Annotated in this window: 25 protein-coding genes and 1 pseudogene; 9 read left to right on the forward strand and 17 right to left on the reverse strand. The window is 53.6% G+C overall.

Features of this window, described 5'->3' with window-relative positions; all coding sequences use genetic code 11:
* Nucleotides 1-31: 31 nt before the first annotated feature.
* From H581_RS35160 to H581_RS0123610, 10 genes are all read right to left on the reverse strand, one after another.
* The gene (locus tag H581_RS35160) at nucleotides 32-757 is read right to left on the reverse strand and encodes a TadE/TadG family type IV pilus assembly protein (protein ID WP_051251262.1); all 726 of its coding nucleotides are present in this window, start codon (nucleotides 755-757) and stop codon (nucleotides 32-34) included.
* Nucleotides 758-770: 13 nt separating this feature from the next.
* Complete coding sequence (locus H581_RS0123570) at nucleotides 771-956, reverse strand: Flp1 family type IVb pilin (protein WP_028612162.1); 186 nt, start codon at nucleotides 954-956, stop codon at nucleotides 771-773.
* 26 nt (nucleotides 957-982) lie between these two features.
* Nucleotides 983-1,867: a type II secretion system F family protein gene (locus H581_RS0123575; protein ID WP_051251264.1), complete on the reverse strand. Its 885-nt coding sequence runs from the start codon at nucleotides 1,865-1,867 to the stop codon at nucleotides 983-985.
* Between the two features lie 13 nt (nucleotides 1,868-1,880).
* Nucleotides 1,881-2,735 (reverse strand): type II secretion system F family protein, encoded by an 855-nt coding sequence (locus tag H581_RS0123580; RefSeq protein WP_028612164.1) that lies wholly within the window; start codon nucleotides 2,733-2,735, stop codon nucleotides 1,881-1,883.
* 19 nt (nucleotides 2,736-2,754) lie between these two features.
* Nucleotides 2,755-3,981, reverse strand: a complete 1,227-nt coding sequence (locus tag H581_RS0123585) for a TadA family conjugal transfer-associated ATPase (protein ID WP_036719938.1) — start codon at nucleotides 3,979-3,981, stop codon at nucleotides 2,755-2,757.
* Nucleotides 3,978-5,135 (reverse strand): P-loop NTPase family protein, encoded by a 1,158-nt coding sequence (locus H581_RS0123590; protein ID WP_028612166.1) that lies wholly within the window; start codon nucleotides 5,133-5,135, stop codon nucleotides 3,978-3,980. The genes H581_RS0123585 and H581_RS0123590 overlap by 4 nt, the downstream gene beginning before the upstream one ends.
* A gap of 177 nt (nucleotides 5,136-5,312) precedes the next feature.
* Nucleotides 5,313-5,711, reverse strand: coding sequence for a nucleoside-diphosphate kinase (ndk, locus tag H581_RS0123595; RefSeq protein WP_028612167.1), 399 nt, complete (start codon nucleotides 5,709-5,711; stop codon nucleotides 5,313-5,315).
* Nucleotides 5,712-5,745: 34 nt separating this feature from the next.
* Entirely contained in the window at nucleotides 5,746-6,546 is an 801-nt protein-coding gene (locus tag H581_RS0123600) for a pyruvate, water dikinase regulatory protein (RefSeq protein ID WP_028612168.1), read from the reverse strand.
* Nucleotides 6,543-7,178, reverse strand: a complete 636-nt coding sequence (locus H581_RS0123605) for a CBS domain-containing protein (RefSeq protein ID WP_028612169.1) — start codon at nucleotides 7,176-7,178, stop codon at nucleotides 6,543-6,545. Before H581_RS0123605 ends, H581_RS0123600 begins: the two co-directional genes overlap by 4 nt.
* A 208-nt stretch (nucleotides 7,179-7,386) precedes the next feature.
* Nucleotides 7,387-9,168: a M3 family oligoendopeptidase gene (locus H581_RS0123610; protein WP_028612170.1), complete on the reverse strand. Its 1,782-nt coding sequence runs from the start codon at nucleotides 9,166-9,168 to the stop codon at nucleotides 7,387-7,389.
* 140 nt (nucleotides 9,169-9,308) lie between these two features.
* Here H581_RS0123610 and H581_RS37375 point away from each other — a divergent pair, with 140 nt between their 5' ends.
* Both H581_RS37375 and H581_RS0123620 read left to right on the forward strand, forming a co-directional pair.
* Entirely contained in the window at nucleotides 9,309-9,479 is a 171-nt protein-coding gene (locus tag H581_RS37375) for a YycC family protein (protein WP_084134740.1), read from the forward strand.
* Nucleotides 9,476-9,718 (forward strand): hypothetical protein, encoded by a 243-nt coding sequence (locus tag H581_RS0123620; protein WP_028612171.1) that lies wholly within the window; start codon nucleotides 9,476-9,478, stop codon nucleotides 9,716-9,718. Before H581_RS37375 ends, H581_RS0123620 begins: the two co-directional genes overlap by 4 nt.
* Here the strand turns inward: H581_RS0123620 and H581_RS0123625 are convergent.
* Complete coding sequence (locus H581_RS0123625; RefSeq protein WP_028612172.1) at nucleotides 9,715-10,446, reverse strand: DUF2225 domain-containing protein; 732 nt, start codon at nucleotides 10,444-10,446, stop codon at nucleotides 9,715-9,717. The genes H581_RS0123620 and H581_RS0123625 overlap by 4 nt on opposite strands.
* Before the next feature lie 7 nt (nucleotides 10,447-10,453).
* Nucleotides 10,454-10,843, reverse strand: coding sequence for a globin domain-containing protein (locus H581_RS0123630; RefSeq protein ID WP_036719652.1), 390 nt, complete (start codon nucleotides 10,841-10,843; stop codon nucleotides 10,454-10,456).
* A 491-nt stretch (nucleotides 10,844-11,334) separates the two neighbouring features.
* On the opposite strand from H581_RS0123630, the gene ylbJ reads away from it, so the two are divergent.
* Together ylbJ and H581_RS0123640 are read left to right on the forward strand one after the other, a co-directional pair.
* Nucleotides 11,335-12,345, forward strand: a complete 1,011-nt coding sequence (gene ylbJ, locus H581_RS0123635; protein ID WP_245600135.1) for a sporulation integral membrane protein YlbJ — start codon at nucleotides 11,335-11,337, stop codon at nucleotides 12,343-12,345.
* A gap of 99 nt (nucleotides 12,346-12,444) precedes the next feature.
* Complete coding sequence (locus H581_RS0123640; RefSeq protein ID WP_028612175.1) at nucleotides 12,445-13,242, forward strand: NAD kinase; 798 nt, start codon at nucleotides 12,445-12,447, stop codon at nucleotides 13,240-13,242.
* 28 nt (nucleotides 13,243-13,270) lie between these two features.
* On the opposite strand, the gene H581_RS37380 is transcribed toward H581_RS0123640, so the two are convergent.
* On the reverse strand, nucleotides 13,271-13,996 hold the full coding sequence (locus tag H581_RS37380; protein ID WP_245600121.1) for a YutD family protein: 726 nt from the start codon (nucleotides 13,994-13,996) through the stop codon (nucleotides 13,271-13,273).
* Nucleotides 13,997-14,023: 27 nt separating this feature from the next.
* On the reverse strand, nucleotides 14,024-14,968 hold the full coding sequence (lipA, locus tag H581_RS35170; protein ID WP_051251266.1) for a lipoyl synthase: 945 nt from the start codon (nucleotides 14,966-14,968) through the stop codon (nucleotides 14,024-14,026).
* Between the two features lie 174 nt (nucleotides 14,969-15,142).
* Here lipA and H581_RS0123655 point away from each other — a divergent pair, with 174 nt between their 5' ends.
* Nucleotides 15,143-16,204, forward strand: a complete 1,062-nt coding sequence (locus H581_RS0123655; RefSeq protein ID WP_028612176.1) for a M23 family metallopeptidase — start codon at nucleotides 15,143-15,145, stop codon at nucleotides 16,202-16,204.
* Between the two features lie 63 nt (nucleotides 16,205-16,267).
* On the opposite strand, the gene yunB is transcribed toward H581_RS0123655, so the two are convergent.
* On the reverse strand, nucleotides 16,268-17,443 hold the full coding sequence (gene yunB / locus H581_RS35175; RefSeq protein WP_342663442.1) for a sporulation protein YunB: 1,176 nt from the start codon (nucleotides 17,441-17,443) through the stop codon (nucleotides 16,268-16,270).
* A gap of 211 nt (nucleotides 17,444-17,654) precedes the next feature.
* Between yunB and H581_RS0123665 the strand changes: the two genes are divergently transcribed.
* A complete protein-coding gene (locus H581_RS0123665) occupies nucleotides 17,655-17,870 on the forward strand; it encodes a hypothetical protein (RefSeq protein ID WP_028612177.1) in 216 nt (71 codons plus the stop codon).
* Between the two features lie 161 nt (nucleotides 17,871-18,031).
* Here the strand turns inward: H581_RS0123665 and H581_RS0123670 are convergent, their stop codons facing one another.
* Both H581_RS0123670 and H581_RS35180 read right to left on the reverse strand, forming a co-directional pair.
* On the reverse strand, nucleotides 18,032-19,768 hold the full coding sequence (locus H581_RS0123670) for an asparaginase domain-containing protein (protein ID WP_028612178.1): 1,737 nt from the start codon (nucleotides 19,766-19,768) through the stop codon (nucleotides 18,032-18,034).
* Nucleotides 19,769-19,787: 19 nt separating this feature from the next.
* Complete coding sequence (locus tag H581_RS35180) at nucleotides 19,788-21,020, reverse strand: asparaginase (RefSeq protein WP_245600122.1); 1,233 nt, start codon at nucleotides 21,018-21,020, stop codon at nucleotides 19,788-19,790.
* Nucleotides 21,021-21,436: 416 nt separating this feature from the next.
* Here H581_RS35180 and H581_RS39515 point away from each other — a divergent pair.
* From H581_RS39515 to H581_RS0123685, 3 genes and pseudogenes are all read left to right on the forward strand, one after another.
* A pseudogene (locus H581_RS39515) lies at nucleotides 21,437-21,658 on the forward strand (YiaA/YiaB family inner membrane protein); the annotation flags it as partial.
* Between the two features lie 60 nt (nucleotides 21,659-21,718).
* Nucleotides 21,719-21,919 (forward strand): YiaA/YiaB family inner membrane protein, encoded by a 201-nt coding sequence (locus tag H581_RS39075; protein WP_036719956.1) that lies wholly within the window; start codon nucleotides 21,719-21,721, stop codon nucleotides 21,917-21,919.
* A gap of 183 nt (nucleotides 21,920-22,102) precedes the next feature.
* Nucleotides 22,103-23,167 carry an SDR family oxidoreductase gene (locus tag H581_RS0123685; RefSeq protein ID WP_028612179.1) on the forward strand — a complete coding sequence of 355 codons (1,065 nt, stop codon included), beginning with the start codon at nucleotides 22,103-22,105 and terminating at the stop codon, nucleotides 23,165-23,167.
* Nucleotides 23,168-23,197: the final 30 nt, after the last annotated feature.

Genomic DNA, 23,197 nt, shown 5'->3' on the forward strand with positions numbered 1-23,197 from the left:
CCCCCTCTCCGATTCCTGTCTTCGGCCGGTATCAGCGCGGCTGCGTTCCCGCGGCTCCCTTATATGGCGCAAGAGCTTCGCCCGCTTGGACTTTTGCTTGACCGGCTCCGCCTCCCCTATTCGCAAACTTCGCCGCATAATAGCGAACGAGATCAACGCTGCGAATAAATTCGACCGGGTCGACGATCGTTGCGGACGATACCGTTTTGGGCTCGCGTTTCAACCAGCTCTGTTCCATCGTTTCCGCCGATAACGGCCGCTTCAGCTTTACTTCGATCGTCCGCTTCAAGACGTTGTTCGCATATCCGATTTGGCCCTTATACGAAACCCCCGCTTGTTCGAGCCATTGAACGGCATGCTCCATTTTGCGCCGGGCTAATGCCGTCTTCTCTCCCTCGCCGCGCGGCTCGACCGGAAGCGCAACAACGGTATCCCCCGAATCTTCTCCCAGGCCAAATAAGCTGCTTAACATTCCGTCCTCTCCGATCCTCCAGTACAACGAATCATGGGTCGCCGTCTTAAGCATTCCGCTTTGCGGATCGCGATTGCTGTTATCCCATCCGAAGGCGGCGCGCTCGGCTGTAGACGAAGCGGCATAATACAGCACAACCTTCTGATACATATACATGCCGAAAATAATAAAAAGCAAAATGAGCGTGATCAGGATTGGAAATACGAGCGTTGACTCCAGCGTAAAGCTGCCCTGTTCTTTCTTAACCAGCCGCAGCAGCTTGACACGAACCTTATTCCAGCTCACCGAATCGCCTCCGTCAGCTGAAAATTTTATCCGCCTCGTCATCCGCTTTGCCCATAAGACGTTCGATCAGCTCCACGATCCAGTCCTTAAACAACAGCGCAATAATGATAACCACCGCTATGATTAGAATAATTTCAAGCGTTCCCAAACCTTCTTCCTCGTTCCAAAATGACTTTGCCGCTTGCTCCAGCTTTTCCATCGTTCCATCTTCCTCTCTATTTTCAATCAAGCCATTAGTAAAACGGCAGGCGCGGCTACCAGCACCATCAGCACGAGTAAAATGCCGACGAGCGGAAACACAAGCTTCGAAGAAGCCTCCTCGCCGCGCGACCTTGCAATCGCCTTGCGTTTCTCCCATAGCGTGTAGGAAAGCTCCCGCAGCGCCAATACGAAATGCTCGCCGCCTCTGCGGTAATTAAGCAGCAGCACCGTTGTAAAGACCGAAACCTCCTGTACCGCGCAGCGCCGGTTGAAGCATTCCATCGCCGTGCTGAAGGACTGCCCGTTGCGCAGCGACGACACGGCGTCCCTCCATTCTTTGTAGAGCGGATGACGTTCCGCATCCTTCCCCTCCAGACAGCGCGCCAGAGCCGTCTGGACCGTTTCCCCGGCGCCGACCAGCAGCATCAGCTTGCTCAGCATTTCCGGAAGCTCGGTAATCAGATGCTGCTTGCGGCGTTCCACGCTTCGTCCCGCCTCCACGGCAGGTCTTAAAGCCAGCAAAACGCCGAATAAAATACCTATCAACAATAGAAGCGGTTCCTGCCCAAGCAGGCTCAGCCAAGCGCAGACGGTTAGCGCCGCATAACCTTTGCCGAAAGAGGCTCCCGCCTCTTCCTTCGTCCTCTCGATCGTCCAGCCGTGTCCCTTCAGGATGACCAGCTTCATGTGGTAGCTGCTTAAGGGCAGCTGAGCCATTTCAAACAGACGGCGACGTTCCAGCAATCGCGTAAACGGATCGGTCAGCACGAGCCGCAGAAGCAGGTTCTCCGAACCCGCGCCTTGCTTTCTCTTGTTTCTCAGCTGCCCCCCTGCTGATAACAAAACTTTCATCCCGACGATCGAGATCCATACGGCCGTCAGGATGACGGCGGCAGCGGCTGCAATCATTCGATTCCCTCCCCTACATTCGGATGTTCATAATCCTGCTCATCAACCAGAAGCAGAGCAGCAGCAGGAGAAACGCCCCCGTAAGCAGCAAGTACCCTGCACCCGCATATAACGGCGCCATATAATCGGGGGCGGCAAAACCAAGGAAAGCGAGAAAGACGAAAGGCACGGCCATCATAATTTTCCCCTCGAACCGCTTCTGCGCAATCATCACGGCAATCTCCTGCTCTATTTCCAGCTTCTCGCTAATGATAGAGGAGGTTCGCTTCATAACCTCAAGCAAATCTCCCCCCGAGCGCTTACATGCGGCAAGCGCGTCGACGAACTGGGTTATTTCTTCGATGCAGGCCCGGTCAGCGAAGTTCCGCAGCGCATATTCGATCGGTTCGGCATTGTCCATCCGGAAGCTGACAATTTGAAATTCCAGAAGAAGCTCGGTCCGCGGGTCGGGATAGAGCAGCTTCAAATCATCAAGCGCGGACAAAAAAGCATTTTCGAGCGAGCGCCCGGCCGCTAGCGAAGAAGTTAAGGAAAACAACGCTTCCTTGAACTGAAGCTTCAGCCGTTCCTGACGACGAACAAGCAGCGTCTCGCGTCTGAACCGCGGTGCCAATATTCCGAGAGTTGACGCAAAGCCGGCAATAATCGCCGAATGATAAAACAGATATACGGCGGCAAAAATCGCCAGAGCAGCTGCCGCAGCCGCTGCGGCAAACTCACTCCGGCTTAGCGGGTATTGCCCGTAATTCGTTAATAAACGCCCCGCCCTCCTATTTTCGATGACAGAACCTCTCTCCCAGCCGCACCATTCAAGTGCGGTATGCAAGCGAGCCCCGCTTGGCCTCCTTAAAGATCGTTGTGCGCCCATTTCCATCACCTCACTCTGCTTAAAGCGCATTTATGGTTTTTCCCGCCATGGCCAGCTTGTCCGTATGCGTGAGCGGATTATCCGTCCGTTTAAGCCCGCCCAGCACCTTCCCGTCCCTTTCCCCCTCTTCCTCAAAGACGAAAAGCGGATTAAGCAGCACCTCGCCCGCCTCCATTCCGATAACCTCGCATATTTCCATCACCTTGCGCGAGCGGTCGCGGAATCTCGACAGATGGATGACAATATCGATCGCGGAAGCAATTTGCTGCCGTATTACTTGTACGGGGAGCTCCGCTGCGCTAAGGACCATCGTCTCAAGACGGGCTATCATATCCTTCGCTCCATTGCTATGCCCGGTCGACATGCTGCCGCTATGCCCGGTATTAAGCGCCTGGAGCATATCCATCGCCTCGCCGCCGCGAACCTCGCCCACGATGATCCGGTTCGGCCTCATACGAAGCGATGCCCGAATCAGATCCCGTACCGTAATCTCACCCTTGCCTTCGGTATTTGCATTTCTCGTTTCCATCGACACCAGGTTAGGAATGGAACGAATTTGCAGCTCCGCCGAGTCTTCAATCGTGACGATCCGCTCGTCGGAAGGAATAAATTGCGATAAGGCATTCAGGAATGTCGTCTTGCCCGTACCAGTACCTCCGCTAATGAAAATGTTGTATTGAGCTCGAATCAATTCCTCCAGAAACTGTGCCGCTTCAAGCGAAAGCGAGCCGCCGGCGACAAGCCGCTCCATCGTCAGCGGCCGTTCGGGAAACTTTCGTATCGTCATGGAGGGACCCCGCAGAGCAACCGGCGGCAGAACGACATGCACCCGGGATCCGTCCTTCAGCCTCGCATCGACGATCGGCGAAGACTCATTCACGACCCGGTTAACGCTGGCCACTACGGTTTGAATTAAGTCCTCCAGCCGTTCCCTGCTTTCGAACGAAACCGGCAGAAGCGTCATTCTGCCCTCCCGCTCAACAAAAATCTCGGCATGATGGTTGATCATGATCTCACTAACCGATGCATCCTCCAGCAGCGGCTGCAAAATATCAAGGCCTCTGAACGAATGAAACAGCCTGCGAACCAGCTTCACCTTCTCCGCTGCCGTGAGCGGGTTCCTCTCGCACCATTCGAACACGGTTTCCTCCGTCATTCGCATCAAGCTGTCGTCCGGCAATGCCCCGCTGAAATCGATTTTGGCGCGGACCTTGTCCCGCAGCTCAAGCACGGCAGCGTCCGTCAGCAATTCTTCTCCCCTCCTTCGTGAAACAGATACTTGAACAGCTTATCGGCCGCCGCCCGGAACGACGGCGAGGATAACAGCGTCGCCGCCGCGCCGCGCCATTCAGCAACCTCCGGCAAGGCAACGGGTGCGCATGCTATGCCGTTCATTTCGATTGCGGAATCGTACGCAGCCGGAGCGGCATGATTTTTGACATGAACGAATTTGTGTAGCAGCTTGCTGAAACGCTCTCCCCATTTCTGCTCGCCGTAACGCAGCGCCATCCGCTGCTTGCGCAGCACGGTGCGGTTGTCTCCCGTCAGCCATAACACCTGGTCCGATTGCTCGAAGACAGCGGCGTGCAGTTCTTCCAGCCCATCATCCATATCAATGACGATTAGATCGTATTGGCCGCTGCGGGCAATCACCTCCGTGATCGAGGCAGCTTCCTCTCCGCTTAGCGTCATCCGGTCCTCCATATTCGTACAAGCGGCCAAATAATCTCCCTTCAGAAGCGGATGGCGAATTCGATGCTCAAGCAGCCATTCGACCGACTGCTCAGGCTGCGCCTTCAGGCCGTACAACAGCTCGGACAATCCCTCCTCCCTTTCCTGCGCCTCGCTGCTGTTCGGGATTCCAAGCCACACATCCGACGAGTTCCAGCGTTCAAGGTTCAAATAAAAGGTACGGTACCCGTGAGAGCTGGCCGCATGTACCAGATGCAGCGCCAGGGCTGTCTTGCCGGTCCCGCCCGAGGCGGAATAGACCGTCACCGTCCGTACTCCAGCCGTCCTGTCATAAGCAGTAGCGGCGCGGGACGAATGGCTTGTAAGCCGGGCATGCGCCTCTTCCAACCGTTGAAGCAGCAGAGGAAGAGGCTGGTACTGATGCAGCTCATGCGCCTCTCCGCTTTCCCCGAGCTTCAGCACGAGCGCGACTGTAGGAATCGCAGGCAGCCGGCCTTTCTCCGGCTCCCTCAACGCAAGGAGCAGCTCCGGCTGCACGGCCAACAAATCAATGTGGTGGCCTTGCTTCACATACTGCCGGCAGGCTTCCGCATTCGTAAAACCGGTCACCTGCCACTGCTCGGCAAGCGGGCTGTCGCGCACGTAATCAGCCAAGCGCTTCAAATATTCCGGTTCCTCCACCGCTACCGCAAGCAAATATTTCTTCAACCGCAACGCCCCTCCTTCAGCTTGGAAAACACAAAAAAAGCACCGTAATGGGCGCAATAATATGCTGCCTAATACGGTGCTTCCGTGTTTGTAAGTTACTTTTTATAAAATTTACCATACAGCTGTTCCATCCGTCAACCCTCAATCAGGATCCTTTTTGCCGATCCGGTCGTCTTTTCACTGAAAAAACAGTTTGATTTCCCGCTCGGCGCTTTCCTCGGAATCCGAGCCGTGTATGATATTGCTTGCGACGTCTAATGCAAAATCGCCGCGAATCGTCCCTGCGAGCGCATCCGACGGATTGGTGGCGCCGATAAGCGCTCTCGCGTTCTTAACGGCGTCCTTGCCTTCCCAAATCATCGCAAACACCGGGCCCGATACGATAAAATCAACAAGCTCGTCGAAAAAAACCTTGGCGCGCAAATGATCGTAGTGATGCTCGGCATGCTCCCTTGTTAATCGCACGACCTTGGCATCCACCAATTTAAAGCCCTTCTCTTCGAAACGCGCCACGATTCGGCCGACTAATCCTCGCGCGACTCCATCGGGCTTAACCATTACAAACGTTCTATCCATGTAGATTCCCCCTTGTCTCTAACGGTATAGCCATTTATTTGTTAAGCCATTCAATGATAATGCCGGCTGTCTCCTCAATCGCTCGATTCGTCACGTCAATAATGGGACATCCCAGCGATTTCATGACCGATTCCGCGTAATCCAGCTCTTCTTGTATACGATCCGCCGAGGCGTATTGCGCTGATGAAGGCAGGCCTAACGTCTTCAAGCGTTCGGAACGGATTTCCAGCAGATGCTCCGCTTGCATCGTTAACCCGACGATTAACCGTCCCGGCGCCGGCTTCAATTCCACCGGAGGATTCACCTCGGGCATGAGCGGCAGATTCGCGGTTCTAATCCCTTTGTGGGATAAAAAAATGCTCAGCGGCGTCTTCGACGTACGCGATACGCCGATCAACACGACCTGCGCCTGCACAATGCCCCGAGCATCCTTGCCGTCATCGTATTTAACCGCAAATTCAATCGCGTCCATCCGGCGATGGTACGCATCGTCGATCGAATGGAGAAGCCCCGGCTCGCGTTTCGGAAAGCTGCCGAACGTATCTATGTAAGCCTGCATCATCGGACCCATTACGTCGACCGCCCGTACGCCGGCCTTCATCGCTTCTGCCTTCATGAGCTCTCTCAGCTCGGGCTGCACGAGCGTATAGCTGATAAATCCGCCCGTCAAGGCCGCTTCCGCAACGATACGCGTAATTTCATCTTCGGACTTCAAGTGTCCGAAACGTTTGATTCTGACATGCTCGGAGGAGAACTGCCGCAGGGTTGCCTTCGCTACCGCCTCCGCCGTTTCTCCGACCGCATCGGAACACACATAAATCGTTTGCTGCGTCATAAATCCGGCTCCTCCAATTCCCCGTTCGTTGCGATGTCCGCTATCAGGCGTATAATGTTCGACTTCGACAGCCAGCCGGTTACTTCCGGCTCCGCCGCCTGCTCCTCGCGGGGAGCGATGACGGGGAGGCAATCCACCTGATGAAGCGACATTTTACGGATCGCGTCCATAACGGATTCGTCCTGCAGCAGCGTCACGATATTCGGATAACGGGTCATCACCATACTAACGGGAATGGATGCGGCGGCGGCATTTCCAAGCGTGATTTTGAGCAAATCCTTCGGTGTTACGATTCCTACAAAACGCTTCTGATCGTTAACGACGAGAAGAGTATCCGCATTTTCGGTGAACAGCGTAATAACGGCGTCGTGCACCGATAAAGTATCGGGCACATTCACAGGCACTCCCTGCACCTCTCTAACCTTCATCGTTTGAAACTGCTTCATCGGCTCACTGCCGGAACGATAAGCGTTTCCGAGAAAATAGCCGACCTTCGGCTTCGCGTCAAGCAGTCCAAGCATGACGAGAAGCGATAAATCCGATCGCAGCGTCGGACGGCTGACGCTGAGGTATTCTGCCAATTGCTCGCCGGTAATCGGCGCATGCTTCTTCACAAGCTCAAGAAGCTCCAATTGCCGTGACGATAGCTGAATCGTATTCGCCTCCTAAACTATATGACTCACAATCAATCGATATTTTATAATAATTCGGTATATAATATATCACATTAATATTTATTGTACAACAAATAGAAGCTCCTATCGGTCCATGAATGAGACGTCATTGAAAAAAAGCCGTCCCAAACGCAGTATATCTGCAATCGGAACGGCAATTCTTCTATTATTCGTTAGTCATCTGAATGAACTGCTCAACATCCACCGCCGTAAGCGCGACTGCATCGCGCCAGAAATCGATCTCTTCCACGTTGACGCCGAGATGCTCCCTGGCAAGCTGCTCCACCGTCATCCGCCCGGTGTCGCGAAGCAGCGCGACGTAGCGGTCGTTAAAGTCCGCGCCTTCCTTAAGCGCCCTCGCATAAATACCCGCGCTGAATAAATAGCCGAATGTATACGGGAAGTTGTAGAACGGCACATCCGTCAAATAAAAATGCATTTTAGAAGCCCAGAAATGAGGGTGAACCTCGCCGAGCGTATCGCAATAAGCTTCCCGCTGCGCGGCCTCCATCAGCCCGTTCAGCTCCTGAACCGATACGAGACCCTCCTTCCGCCGCTCATAAAACCGGGTCTCGAACAGGAACCGCGCATGAATGTTCATGAAAAAAGCGACGGAACGCTGAATTTTATCCTCCAGCAAGCCCAGCTTCTCCTCCGAGCTCGCCGCAACCTTCAACGCGCAGTCCGAAACGATCAGCTCCGCGAAGGTTGAAGCCGTCTCTGCCACATTCATCGCGTACTCCTGCGATAAGGCGGGCAAATCATTCAGCACATGCTGATGGTAGGCGTGCCCAAGCTCATGCGCAAGCGTGGAAATGTTCGAAGCCGTGCCTGAATAGGTCATGAAGATACGCGTCTGACCGTCTTTCGGAAAAGAGGTGCAGAAGCCGCCCGGACGCTTGCCCGCGCGATCCTCCGCCTCAATCCATGCGTCCTTGAAAGCCATCTCGGAGAAATCCGCCAGCTCTGGGCTAAACGTCCGGAATTGCTCAACGATGAAGGCAGCTCCATCGTCATACGGAATCGTCCGCGTCGCGGATCCAATCGGCGCCTCGACGTCATGCCAGTCGAGCTTCTCGACGCCAATCAGCTTCGCTTTGCGCTCTATGTAGCGGACGAGCACATGCTTGCTTTCTTCAATTGCCGACCACATCGCCTGCAGCGTCGCTTCGCTCATGCGGTTAATCTGCAGAGGCTCCTGCAGCACCGATTGCCAGCCCCGCTTCTCATACAGCTTCAAGCGGAAGCCTGCAATACGGTTCAGCGTCTCTGCGCACAGCTCAGCTTGCTCCGACCATACCCGCTCCCACTCCGCGAATGCCGCCTGACGCACCTGCCGGTCGCCGTCCGACAACCGGTTATGCATCTGCCCTGCCGATAACATTTTCTTCTCTCCGTCCTTGCCGACATCCGTAAAATTCGTCCGCGACACGATCGTATTGTAATAATCGCCCCAGCCATGATAGCCGTCTACCGCCAAATCACCGGCCAACGCCTCCAATTCGGGAGCCATCTTCCGCTTGGCTAACTCGCGCCGCTCAGCCAGATTGAAAGCAACGTCCGCAAGCGATCCTTGCTTCAGCAGAGCAGCCCATTCCTCGTCATTCAGCCCGCGAAGCGTGTTGTCATAACGGGTCAACATACCGTTAAACTTCGCAGCTAACGTTTTCACCCGGTTGCTTTGCGCCCCTGCCGCGGAATCCTTCATATTCTGCGCCAACAAGCATTCGACGAATGATTCCGTTTGGCGCAGACGCAGCAGCACGCTCTGCAGCAGCTCCGTCTGCGCTTCCAATCCGGAAGAATCGGGGCTCCCGCCCGCAAGTGCTTCATCGAGCTTTGCGATATCTTCCTCCATTCCCCTCAGCTCCTGTGAGAATGCGGCGGAAGCGGCGCCCCCTTCATAAAAAACTTCCAGGTTCCAGCTCTGCGGATAACTTTTGTTCATTCGATCCCATCCCTTCTCAACAACTAGAAACGCCATAAATTCATAGAATTTAAAAAAGCCAAGAAAAGGCCGCGTTTTATTTGCGCAAACCTTCTTGGCGGTGTATAACTTAATTATATCCGGATTGGAGGAAATTCACCATGTCGAAACCGTTGCAAATATCGGCCGATACGGCCGTTAAGCTATCCAAGCAGCTTGGCGTGCCGATCGAGCATTTGATGCATATGCCTCGCCACATCCTGCTGCAGAAGCTGGCTGAGCTCGCCAAAGATGATCATTCCGCTTCGCCGGAGAGCGAAGAAAAATCATGATTCCGTTCGAGAAAGCTTGGCCCTATGACATCCTGATGGGTGATCTGTATGTATCAAGCTGTCCCTTCTGCGGCGCGGACAACGTTCTGCTTCCTGTCCGGCCCGCGGAGCTTCAGGACATACAAGACGGCATGAAACGTCTTCTTGTATTCCCTTGCTGCCGGAATAAGGTAACGATCGTGGACGCAGACCGGGATTACCTGATGACAGACCGCGTGCTGCGCAAAAAAAACCGCTAAGCCGAGGTTGAAATCGTCGGGTCATCCCGTTCGCCTAAATTTGCGCTGCCGGACGAGCCAGACCGTCCGGCTTCCATTTCCTCGCGAATGAATTGCCACTGCTCGCGGCTTGCGCGAATCATGGCCGCATCCATTATTTTTTTGTCATTTACGATGCGGGAGAACCAGCGGACCGCTTCATTCAGCTCTCCGATCCTCCGATTTAACTCACCCATCAGGTACATGAGCTTCGCATTGTTAAGCTCGACCCCCTCCGCCTCATAGACGCGTATGTAGGCTTGAAGCGCGAACCGCAAAAACCTTTTTTCCTCGTTTTGATTCGATTCATACCGATACAGCCATGCGATATGATGCAAAATGCCTGCAACCACACGGTCTTTCTCCCCGATCGTCTGGGCGGAGAGCAGGGCAAGCTTATAACAAGCCAGCGCATCCTGCCCGCTCCTCCGGCCGCCGTAGTCTTGTTTCTGCCAGCGGGAACCGATTGTATCGAGGTACTGCTTCTTCTGATGATCGTTTAAACGCTCCATACCGTTTTCAGTCGATGCATAGCCGCAGTTCGGACAAACCCGAACGACATAGTAATCCGGATTCACATCTGCTTTGTAATAGCCGCAAAAATCGGTATCCGTCTTTGTCGCTCTTTTGAAGCTGGGTCTTACCCGAGAGGTCGTATAAACGGCTTCACAACATATGCATTGCATTTTTGACTGATAGAGCGGTTCCATAACACGATCACGTCTCCTCTTCTGTTGTGTTCACAAAGTGATGCGCGGGTCCGGATAACCGGTCCAAGACAACCGCCTTCAGCCTTTCCTCTATGCCGACCTCTTCCAGCGCTCTGCTCATGCAATCGAGCCAAGCTGCCGCACGTTCTGGCGTAATCGGAAACGGCAAATGCCTTGCCCGCATCATGGGATGCCCGTACTGATCGGAGTACAGGGTCGGTCCGCCAAAGAATTGGGTCAAAAATAAGTATTGCTTCTCTATAACGGGATCAATATCTTCCGGAAATAACGGCCCCAGCAGCGGGTGAGCTTGTACCTTCGGATAAAAAGATTCAACAATTAGTCTCAAAGTCTCAGGTCCGCCGATCGCCTCATAGAGGCTTATATTCCTATTCATCGTCAATTTCATCTCCATTATGTAGGTATTTAGTATTATAACATAAACTTTTTTATTCATGGACAAAAAAAAGCCCGCGGTTATCTGTGCGGGCTCATCACTTTGTACGTGTAATTCTTAACCTTCGTAGTCTTCTTCACCAGGTGCCGATAGGGATTCTCGAATGACATAGACAAAAGCGCAGACCAGAATGCCGGCAATAATACTCATGCTCATCACTCCAACTGTTCAAAGGTAATTCTATTGTACCATAAAAAATAAAGGAATCCAGTGGTTTTGCAAGCGTTTTCTTCGAATTGTTCATATATTTTTAGGCGCGGCCAAGTGATGGATGTCCAAGTTCCGTCATATAAGTGTAGGAGGGGTTGTACGACTTTTTGCTCAAGCCGCAAACGGGCCCATAACAAATAAAGGAGGCGGTCGTCCTGCTGCGCGCATTCGTCCATCCGTTAGCCGTAACCGCAATCGGCTCATTTGTAATCGTGCTGTTAATGACCGTCTATCCGACGGAAACGTTGAATTCATCGCTGCGGGGCCTTTCGATCTGGTGGCAGGTTCTATTTCCCGCCTTGTTCCCTTTCTTCGTCATATCGGAATTGCTGCTCGGGTTCGGTATCGTCCACTTCTTCGGCAAGCTGCTCGACCCGCTTATGAGACCGTTGTTCCGCCTTCCAGGTATCGGCGGGTTCGTCGTGACCATGGGCTATATCTCCGGTTATCCGGTCGGGGCGCGGCTCACAGCCCAGCTCTGGGAACAGCGTCTGGTCAGCAGAGCGGAGGGCGAACGGCTGGTCGCTTTCACCACGACGTCTGATCCGATCTTCCTGATCGGAGCCGTATCCGTCGGATTCTTCCACAACGTTGCCCTGGCGCCGCTGCTGGCCGCTGCTCATTACGGCGGCGGACTGTTGATTGGATTCCTCATGAGATTCCACGACCGGCATGCTCCTGTTTCATCGGCAGCACGGAACGGCTATACGCAAGACGGACATAGAAAGCGGCGGCCTTCCCGCATTGCCGAAGCGCTTAAAGCGATGCACGAGGCCAGATTGCTGGACGGACGGGATCTCGGTAAGCTGCTGCAGGACTCCGTGCAATCGGCGCTTAAGCTGATGATCGTGGTTGGAGGTCTTGTCGTCTTCTTCTCCGTCGTCATGGAAATGCTTACGCATGCCGGCATCGTAGCAGTGCTCGCCGAGGCGGTACGATATATTTTCGGGCTGTTCGGTCTTCCGGGGCCTCTGGCCGATGCGGGCGTATTCGGTTTGTTCGAGGTAACGTTAGGTTCGCGCGCGGCAGGGACCGCAGGTACGGGTCTCATGCACCAAGCCGCAATTGCCGCTTGGGTGCTCTCCTGGGGCGGATTGTCCGTTCATGCGCAAATTGCCAGTCTCCTTAGCAGGACCGATCTGCGGTACCGTCCATTTTTCCTTGCCAGAATGCTGCACGGATTTATTGCGGCCGCACTGGTCTATCTGCTTTGGGGCTGGCTGGGACCATAAACAGCAACTTTAGTAGCACTTGATAGGGGCTGTGCATTGAATTCAAAGACAATTTCCTTTAATATCTTAGATACTAAGAGTTCGGAAGGAGATTTATCCTTGAAGTATGCGGTTATCGATCGTGGCGATTCGTTATCCAAATCATTAGTGGAGAAATTTCACACATTAGCTGCAGAGCACGGATTTACACGTAATGACGAAACGCCGGAATTCGTCATTTCGATTGGCGGAGACGGTACGCTGCTGCAAGCTTTCCATACGTATGTCGATCAAATTACCGATGTCGCTTTTATCGGTATTCACACGGGACATCTCGGTTTCTATGCCGATTGGCAGGCCAATGAGCTGGAAGAGCTTATCGGCATGATGGCGCAGGAATCGCCGAGAATCGTAAGATACCCATTGGCGGAAATCGAGCTTGAGACACCTACGGAATCCAGGCATTACTTATCCTTGAACGAATTTACGCTGAAGGGTGTTGACGGCACCCTCGTCGCTCAAATTAACATTAACGACGAGATGTTCGAAATGTTCCGCGGCGACGGAATCGTTATTTCTACCCCTTCGGGAAGCACCGCGTATAATAAAAGCCTTGGCGGCGCCATCGTTCATCCTTCGATCGAGTCGCTGCAAATCGCCGAGATTGCTTCCATTAACAACCGCGTCTACCGTACGCTGGGATCATCGGTGTTGCTCCCCCAACATCATCACTGCGACATCATTTCGAAGAAGGAGCAGCGGCTTCAGTTAACAATCGACCATGTGAGCATCATGCGGACCGATATCCAATCGATCCGGTGCAGCGTGTCCAGCCGTAAGGTCAGCTTTGCCCGTTACCGCCCCTTTACCTTCTGGAATCGGGTACGTGAAGCCTTTCTTGGTTATGACGTTCGCTAGTTAGCAACAAAAAGACGCCGGCGCTCCTTTAGGAACGCTCGGCGTCTTTTTTGTTAGGCCGGTTCGAATCGGCAGACGCTGCCGCCGTTTCGTTGGCCGCCAGCCGGAACGGCTTCTTTCCGCGGTGATCGTTGCCGCGGTAGTTCTTGCGAGACTGAAACTCGCGTTTTCCGGACCGCGGTTCGTTATTCGTACGGCCTTCCGCATCAATGGCAGATTCGACGCCGCGGCTGTCATTGTTCTGCCGGTTAGAACCGCCGCCATGACGTTGGTCGCTGCGATGATTGCGATGATGCCGAGGATGCGGCAGAACGGGAACCGGTTCCCGCGCGGTTGCAACCTCATGCTCGGCGGTCTCATCCGACTCGGACATCTCAGGATAATTGCCCTCTGCAGCCGCGAGAAGATCGGCCGCCTCTAATCTCGGGCGGAAATCATCGCTGTCGAGATCATAGTCTTCCGGTTCCTTCTTCGAGCTCTGCGTTTTCTCAAGCACGAAGTAGGCGCAGCCGAAATTGCAATATTCATTAATATAATCCGACATGCAGGAGAAGCTGCTTTCTTTCGAGGCCTTCTGGTGATTGTCCTTGAAGAATCCCTTTAGCCGCAGCTGATTATAACCCCAGTCGCCTACAATGAAATCATAACGCTCAAGCACCTCGCTGTACCGGTCGCGAAAGGCTTCCGCATTCCAGCCGTTGCGATTTTCATGCCATATTTCATATGTTTTGCCGCCGATATGAATCAAAGCCATGTTCTACACCTCATCCTAGTGCGTCGATTACATGCCGCTTGAGCAAGAGCCGGAGGATACCTCGCGCTCATAACCCGACTGAGCGGTATCCGCGGCGATAGCCGCGTGTGCCGAATCGGTCTGCTCATGCGCATGATAAGAGCTGCGTACAAGCGGTCCGGATTCTACATGCCGGAAGCCCCGCTTCAGCCCTTCTTCTTTTAGTTTTGCAAATTCTTCCGGGTGAACATAACGCACGATCTGCAAATGGTTAGGCGTCGGCTGCAAATATTGACCCAATGTCAAAATATTAACGTCCGCCGCGCGCAAATCATCCATCGCCTGTAAAATTTCATCGTATTCTTCGCCAACGCCGAGCATGATGCTCGATTTGGTCGGAATCTTCGGCTTCATCGCTTTGGCGCGTTTCAGAAGCTCGAGCGAACGGCTGTATTTCGCTTTGGCGCGAACGCGGTCGGAGAGACGTTCTACCGTCTCGATATTATGATTCAGAATATCCGGATTCGCATCCATGACAATCTGCAGCGCTTCTTCATTGCCCATAAAATCAGGAATAAGCACTTCGACGCGGCAGAACGGCATCCGCTTGCGAATCGCCCGGACAGTCGCCGCGAATATCGATGCTCCTCCGTCCTTTAGATCATCACGCGCTACGGAGGTTACGACGCAGTGCTGCAGCCCCATCTGCTCCGCAGCCTCGGCCACGCGCTCCGGCTCCCCGAGATCCAATTCGGTCGGAAGACCCGTCTTAACGGCACAGAAACGGCAAGCCCGCGTGCATATATCTCCTAAAATCATAAAAGTAGCGGTACGGTTCGCCCAGCACTCATAAATATTCGGGCAGCGAGCTTCCTCGCAGACGGTGTGCAGCGTCTTGGAACGCATCATTTCCTTAATCTCGGCAAAGTTGCCGTCCGTAGCCAATTTTATGCGAAGCCAATCCGGCTTTTTTAGTGTATCCTGTTGTTTCATGCGGCATTACCTGCTTTCACGTTCATTTATATATTCTAAACACTTGGGCTTATTATAACATGTTTCGGATGGAAATAGCACTTGCTTAGGAATTCGATTCCAATTGCCCGTTTCGGATAAAAACCAATGATTTGCAAAACCTATCGATAGAACCGTCATGCTTTGGAAAGGGTGATGCGATTGAAACTGACTATTCCTATTGCAGCAACGATAACCGCAGCCTCACTGCTATTTGCCGTTCCCGTCAGCTTGGCGCAGGAAAGTCCCGCTTCAAACCGGCGGACGGAAGCAGCTGCGGGAACGGCTGTCGCGGCTGAGCCGGATCCGTTAACCGAGCAAAAAAGCTTGTATGACAAGCTTAGCATCGTGACGGAAATTCCATGGCATTGGATTGCGGCGATCGACCAGTACGAACGCTCGATGTCTAAAGTGAAACCAAAAGCCAGGCCGATGCTGGGCAGCACCGTCGGCGTTTTTATCGATCAAGAAAAATGGGCGGGCCTGTTAAATCCCGATATGGAAGACAGCACGCCGGCGTCCATCCGTTGGTTCAACGGCATCGGACGCGACGGCGACGGCAACGGCCAAGCAGAACGCACGAATGACTTTGATCTGCTGTATTCGCTTGTAAGCCGGGTTGCGACCTTCGGGACGTCGGATGACGATTTCTCCATCGGTTTATGGGAATACTACCAGAACAGCCGAGCCGTGAAACGCATTCAGCAATTTTCCCGAATTTACGCCGCTTTCGGCAGGGTTGATCTGTTCGAGCATGCTTTTCCCGTACCGCTCGGCGCAAATTACTCCTATCGCAGCACATGGGGAACCGGACGAAGCTGGGGAGGGCGGCGCACCCATGAAGGAACCGATATATTCGCCCCTCACGGCGTTCCCGTTCGCAGCACTTGCTACGGCGTCGTTGAAGTTAAAGGCTGGAATCCCTATGGCGGCTGGCGGATCGGAATACGCGATTTGAATAACTTTTATCACTATTACGCGCATTTGTCCGGCTATGACAAAACGGTTAATATCGGCGATGTCGTGAAGCCCGGCCAGGTCGTAGGCTGGGTCGGCAGCTCAGGCTACGGCAAGCCGGGAACACAGGGGAAATTCCCTCCCCATCTTCACTATGGCGTCTATAGCGACCGCGGCTTGATCGAGTGGTCCTTCGATCCGTATCCGATGTTGAAGAGATGGGAGCAGGCGGAACGAAAACGGCTGAAATCTAAAAAATAACGCAAAGAACGGCTTTACCGCCCGCCTGTGAGGTGACGGTAAAGCCGTTTTCACATTCTCAGGCTACTCGCCGCCCGAATTGCCGGCGTCCGGATTATTTGCGGCGTTGTCTTTATGCTGATTAACATCGGCAGAGCCGCCTTCCGGGTTTTCCTTCGGCGAAGACGACTTTGAATTGTCCGAAGCTCCGTTAGATGAGCCTGAATCTCCGCCGTTCTCCGGGCTCGTCGATACGCCGTCGCCTGTACCCTGGCCAAGCGGTACCGATATATTCGGCGCTTCGGCGGCGCTTTCGCCTACCGGCTTGCCGGAGCTGTCGTAATAATACATCGGCACGTCGCCGACAACAAGCAGGTAGGAAATCGGAATATCCGTCTCAACGAGCTCCGGTTCGGTGTCGAACGGAATAATAATCGTAACCTCCGCAACGATCCGAATGTATACCTCCACGAGAATCATGTTGATCCCCGCATCCTTCTGACGCGTGCTGAGATCCACCTTCACCGCTCCGACGGGCTCGAACTTCACCGGCACCCTCGGGCCGAACGAGGAAATGATCGCGCTGTTAAGCGCATGGCCGATTGGAATATGCTCGGGAATCCCCTTCATGTCATTCAGCGTCGTCTGAACCGTATTGATCGTCTGCGAGGTAATGCTCATATGCTCGGCGTAATTCAGCATGAAGCCGGATATTTTTCCGTTGCTGTTCATTTTCCAGTCGATCAGTTTCTCGGAATTGGAATGCTGCGCCACCTGTTCGGTAATCGCTTTATTGATTGCCTGCGTCGCCACCTGCTTCACACGAATCTTTGCAATATTCATCAGCGGCGGACGCAAATTTCTCTCGACGTAAACGAAGGATTGTATCGCGAAGATCATTCCTACGATTAAGAAAATAATGACAAAGGTCCGCTTCCTGATTCGCGGCTTGCCCGGACTCGATCCCCAAGCGCCGCCGGAGCCGGCTCCTCCTCTTTGAGATCGGCTCCGACTTCCGAAGGACATCGGAGCCCGCTTGGTTCCCCACTTGCTGCCGCCCGCGCTTGCTCGCGACATCCATTTCATCGAGGGGGAGCCGGGGCTTCCCCATTTTTTCGGAGCGGCTCCCGTTCCAGCCGTTCCTCTCCGGCTGCCCCAATTCACCGTTCGCACTCTGGAAAACGGACGACCTGACCAAAGCTGCATCCGGCTGCCGCCAAATGGACGAAACCGCCAGCCCTTCCTGCCCCATTTTGCCAAATCCATCCCTCCCGCATCATCCTGTCCGCATCCCATACCCATTCTTATGCGATACTCGGCCAAAAAAGAAGATAAGCCTTCCCGGGAAGGGGCAGTGTTTCCGGGAAGGGCATTTCATTGTTTCCTTGCTTGACTGTAGTTGTTATTGCGTCTGCTGCCGCTTATACGATAGACTTGACTAAAGATTTTTCTTCGATGAAGGAGTACTCATATGGCTATTAACCGCCGCCTCAGCAGCGACAACGATTTTCAAGAGATTATCGAGAAGCAGCGCAAAATCCGCGTCTTTCGAGACAACCAGATCGTAGATGCCAGTTCGGTCGTCGTCCGGTTCGACGACAACGTCGTCGTCACGCAATCAGGGGTTAGCGATATCGCTTATCATAACCGCCAAGACTGCGAGTTCTTCGAGCTCAGAAAAAGGTAATCCGCGAGCAGAAACGCCTGTTGGCGTCCTTGCCAAAGGATGCCAACCGTTTCACGGAGAATTCTAAGAATTCAGGAAAAGCAAACGGTGTCCTTTTGCCCGCATCAGCGGAAGAGAGGACACCGTTTTTCTTCTAACCCATTCGCAATAAATGGTTAAAGCTATTTGCTTGCTGTCAGCATGTTCATGATGACGGTCACGGCTTCCGCCCGGGTTGCCGTATCCTTAGGCGCGAATTTGTTATCCGGACGCCCTTGGATAATGCCCTTGTCGCTGACTGCTTTCACCGCATCTTTCGCCCATGCCGGAATTTCCATGTCATCCGCGAAGCTTGTTGCCGCTCCGCCGCTCAGCGTCAAATCCAGCGCTTTCGCTATCAACGATACCATCTCAATCCGCGAAATGCTCGCGCCTGGACGGAACGTGCCGTCCGGATACCCGCTTATAACCCCCGCCTTAACCGCTCCGGCTATTGCTTCCTTCGCCCAGGCGCCTACTAAGGCTCGATCCGTGAAGATTAGACCGCCGCCGCTGCCTTCCGATTTCAGCGCATTCATCAGCATGACGGAAAATTCTGCGCGCGTAACGGTATTTTCCGGTTTAAAGGTACCGTCGGCATAACCTTTAACGATTCCGGCAGCCACCGCTTCTTGAATGGAAGCCTCCGCCCAGTGCTTCTCAATATCGCTTAACCGTATTCCGTTCTCCGTCTCTTCTACGGCAATATCCTGCGTGCCGATGGTCGCGAACCAGCTTTGAACGGTATTGAAATCGTCTGTAAAAGCCAGCGAAAGCATCAGCATGAGGCGGGCGTGCTGAGGATTCAGGTTGTCGCCGGCAATAATGCCGCTGCCTCCGCCGGAGACCGATCCCGATCCCGTCCGCGTCGTCGACACGAAGATGACGTCCTGCTTAATCGCTTCCGTACGGGCGGCGCTCATCTTGGAGGAGATGCCTCCGGCGCCGGTCCCGGCCGTCACAATCCCTTTGGCGCCGTCCTCGACTAACGCTCGGATTGCTCCTCCGCCTGCTTCCTGATAATTATATACGATTTCGACCATCGGAAGCTCTTCCTTCGATATCGTTCTCAGATCGAACGGCGTCGCCCAATCTGCCTGTCCAGCCTTAAGCGCCCGCGCGTTCAACCGGTATATGCGCACGGCCGGATCGTCAACGTACCCTAACGCTCCGAACATCGGCGTCTCGAACGTATCTGCGCGATGGGCATTCGACTTCGTCGCCTCGCGGGCCGCGTGAATGACATCATTCAGCATAAGGACGGTGCCGAACCATTTGGTCTTGTTGCTGCTCGCTACCTTGATTGCCTGGTAGAGGTTAGCCGGTGCGTCCGTCCCGATAACATCCCAAGGCCTCATCGCGCCCGTGACAACGACCGGCTTCTCGCTGCGTACGGTCAGGTCGAGGAAATAAGCAATTTCCTCCATCGTATCCGTGCCCGTCGTTACGACGGCGCTGTCGTAAATTTCAAGGGCGGCATCCACGGCAAGCGACAGATCGTACAGCTCCTTCATCGTATACCCGCCTGAACCCTTGTTGCCGAATTGGAACGTCGATACGTCCGCCGTCTTATGCGTCGGCAGCTGCGCAACCATATCCGCCATTGTATAGGTACCTGCGGCATAGTTTTGAAAGTTCGTTTTATCCCCATCCCTTGCGGCGCCCGCTATCGTACCGCCTGTCGCGACGACAATCACGTTTGGCAGTTGAGAAGCCTGATGGGCATCCGACAGCGGCGGTATATTGAACGTCGGCAGCGGCGGCGCCTCCTCGGCACGGACAGAACCGGCATACCCGGACAAGAGCGTGCCAAAGAGAGCTAATGTAAGGAGCGGAACAAGCAGCTTCCGCATCCCCTTATGATTCCATCGTATAGTCATAACGCTTACCTCCCCTTCCTTATGGCGTCACGACAACTTTTTTAGTCTCCGGTTCTGTCTCGGTCGGCACGGTTTCTTCCGTTTCAACCGGAAGCTCCGATTCATCAACGGAGGCGGAAAATACAGTCTCCGCATCGACAGAGATCTCGACGTCCTGCGTGCCGAAGGTCGTAAACCAGTCACGGATGGTATTCACGTCATTCGTGAAGGCAAGCGACAGAAGAAGCATCATGCGGGCATGCGCCGCATTCAGGTTATCTCCGCCAATGGTATTGCCGCTTCCGCCGTCATAGATGGAGCCGGAGCCCGTTCTCGTTGTCGAAACGAATACGACGCCATGGTTGTCGATGGCATCCTTGCGCGCAGCGCTCATTTTGGAGGAAATGCCGCCTGCGCCCGTGCCCGCCGTGACGATCCCTTTCGCACCGTCTTCGACAAAGCCGCGTATCGCCCCGCCGCCCGCTTCTTGATAATTGTAGGCAATTTCTACGATCGGGAGGCTATCCTTCGATATTGTCTTCAGATCGAACGGAGAATTCCACGCCGGAGTACCCGCTTTCGCCGCTCTTGCAGGCGCGCGATAGATACGCACGGCCGGATCATCAACATAACCAAGCGCGCCGAACATCGGGGCGTCAAACGTATCCAGCCTGTGGGAGTTGGTCTTCGTTACTTCGCGCGCCGCAAAGATAACGTCATTAAGCATAACGACCGTACCGAACCATTTGGTCTTATTGCTGCCAGCTACTTTAATCGCCTGGTACAGATTGGCCGGACCGTCCGTACCGATTACATCCCATGGCCTCATCGCGCCGGTCACGACAACCGGCTTCTCGCTGCGCACGGTCAGATCTAGGAAATAAGCAATCTCCTCCATCGTATCCGTGCCCGTCGTTACGACAGCTCCGTCATAGATTTTAAGCGCCGCATCGACGGCAAGGGAAAGATCGTACAACTCTTTGATCGTATATCCGCCGGACCCTTTGTTACCGAACTGATAGGCGGACACGTCGGCTGTTTTATGCGTAGGGAGCTGCGCTACCAAATCCGCCATTGCATACGTGCCTGCCGCATAGCTTTGAAAATTCGTCTTGTCGCCGTTTCTGGCGGCGCCCGCAAGCGTTCCTCCTGTGGCGACTACAATCACGTTAGGAAGGGATGATGTCTGATGTGAGCCGGAGATTGCCGGAATGTCGAAGGTCGGGAGCGGAACGGCTTCCGCCGCGCCTACAAGGCTCCTTGAGGTCAGCACCGCGATTATCGCCGAAACCAATGATACAGCTAAAAGCGGATTAAGGATTCTTTTAGTTAACACACTTCTAACAATACTTGTCATCATTACATCTCCCTCTTTCTATGTATTTACCTATCATACGAATCTATTATATTTCGTGTTAGATATATTAACAAACTCAATAATCATTAAAATAGCGTTTACACCTTATTTTATCTTCGATTAGCTCGATTTTATATGAAGTATCTTACTTACTTAAAGTGTATTTCGTGTCATACTATATAACATATATATAACGTAAACAATTATAAATTCATTCTGGTACTTGGTACTATAAGAAGTTGGTACTTTTAGGTTTTTCGATATGCTGTTAACTTTAGGACATCAACAACAACTCAGTTCGGGAGGACACTCAAATGGAAAAAATAGAAATGATGCACGTTCGCAAGCCTGCTAACTTTTACCGCCGCCGCAATACGCCAACCTACACCTTTATGGCTTGGGCGGCGTTCCTGATCGCCTGCGGCTTCGAATTCATAGGCATTTATACCCTCAAGCAGCCGATGTCGGTACAGGGGTATTACGCGGTAACCGGCATTCTCTTAATCATTACTTCGTTTCTTCTTCAGAAGGTATCACGTGACAACGACGAGGACAAATTTCTCAAGGAGTCCCATCCCGGCTACAGAAGCCGCAATACCTCCGCTTTTACCTTTATGGCTTGGGCCGGATTCGTCATCGCCGTGTTTGCGCAATATATCGGGATTTACACGCTCGAAGAGCCGCTCTATGTGAAGGGGTATTACGCGATTGCCGGCGCTTTCCTTATCGTGGCTTGCTTAGTTCTCCAGAAAACGATACGGGACAACGAAGAGGACCGCGTGCATCTGAATACCGCCGAGGAGTTCGAGGGTTAGGATACGGCTATTGCTGATTCGGCTATCGTTCGGGAGTGGGATAGGATGAGCGATCGCCACATCAATAGCGTGTTCGCCCTTTGTTACTTTCAAGTTACTATATGACTTCAAAGTGCGTACTTTCCCTTTGACGGCGACGATGGGACAATGATCGTACATCGAATAGGAGAAGGAGAGATTCATATGAATGACAACGCATCTCGCAAAACCGCTCTTGTCGTCGGAGCTAACGGCGTCATCGGAAGAAACCTGATCGACCATCTTGTCACGCTGCCCGAATGGGATATTATCGGCGTATCGCGCCGCGGCGGACAATCTTCCGGCCGGGTCCGGTATTTGTCCGTCGACCTGCTTGATCCGGCGGACAGCTTTGACAAGCTAAGCGGCCTTAAGGAAGTGACGCATATTTTCTATGCCGCATACCAAGACCGGCCGACATGGGCGGAGCTAGTCGCTCCGAACCTCGCCATGCTCGTTAACGCGGTAGAAGCAATCGAACCTGCCGCTCCCGGCCTTCGGCATATCAGTCTCATGCAGGGCTACAAAGTGTATGGCGCGCATCTTGGACCGTTCAAGACACCTGCCCGCGAGACCGATGCCCATCATATGCCGCCGGAGTTCAACGTCGACCAGCAAAACTTTCTTGAGAAGCGCCAGAAGGGCAAAGACTGGACTTGGTCGGCGCTCCGTCCTTCCGTCGTATGCGGATTCGCCCTCGGCAATCCTATGAATCTCGCGATCGTCATCGCCGTTTATGCCTCCATGTCGAAGGAGCTTGGGCTGCCTCTCCGTTTTCCTGGCAAACCCGGCGCTTACCATAGCTTGCTCGAGATGACCGATGCCGGGCTTCTTGCGAAAGCAACGGTCTGGGCGGCGACAGATGAGCGCTGCGCCAATCAGGCTTTCAATATTACGAACGGCGATCTGTTCCGGTGGAACGAGCTTTGGCCAAAAATTGCCGCATACTTCGAACTTGAAACAGCGCCTCCGCTGCAGCTGTCGCTCGATACGGTCATGGCGGACAAGGAGGGATTATGGAATGCCATGGTCGACAAGCATCGCCTGGCAAACAACAGCTACAAGGACGTTTCCTCATGGCGGTTCGGGGACTTCGTCTTCTCCTGGGATTACGATTTTTTTGCCGACGGCACGAAGGCGCGCCGGTTCGGCTTCCACGAATTCGTCGATACGGAATCGATGTTCCTTGATATCTTCGAGGATCTCCGAAAACGCAGGGTGATTCCGTAATAATGACAAAACGGGGCTGTCCCAAGGTCT

The organism is Paenibacillus harenae DSM 16969 (genome assembly GCF_000422465.1).
In the GTDB taxonomy this organism is placed as follows: domain Bacteria; phylum Bacillota; class Bacilli; order Paenibacillales; family Paenibacillaceae; genus Pristimantibacillus; species Pristimantibacillus harenae.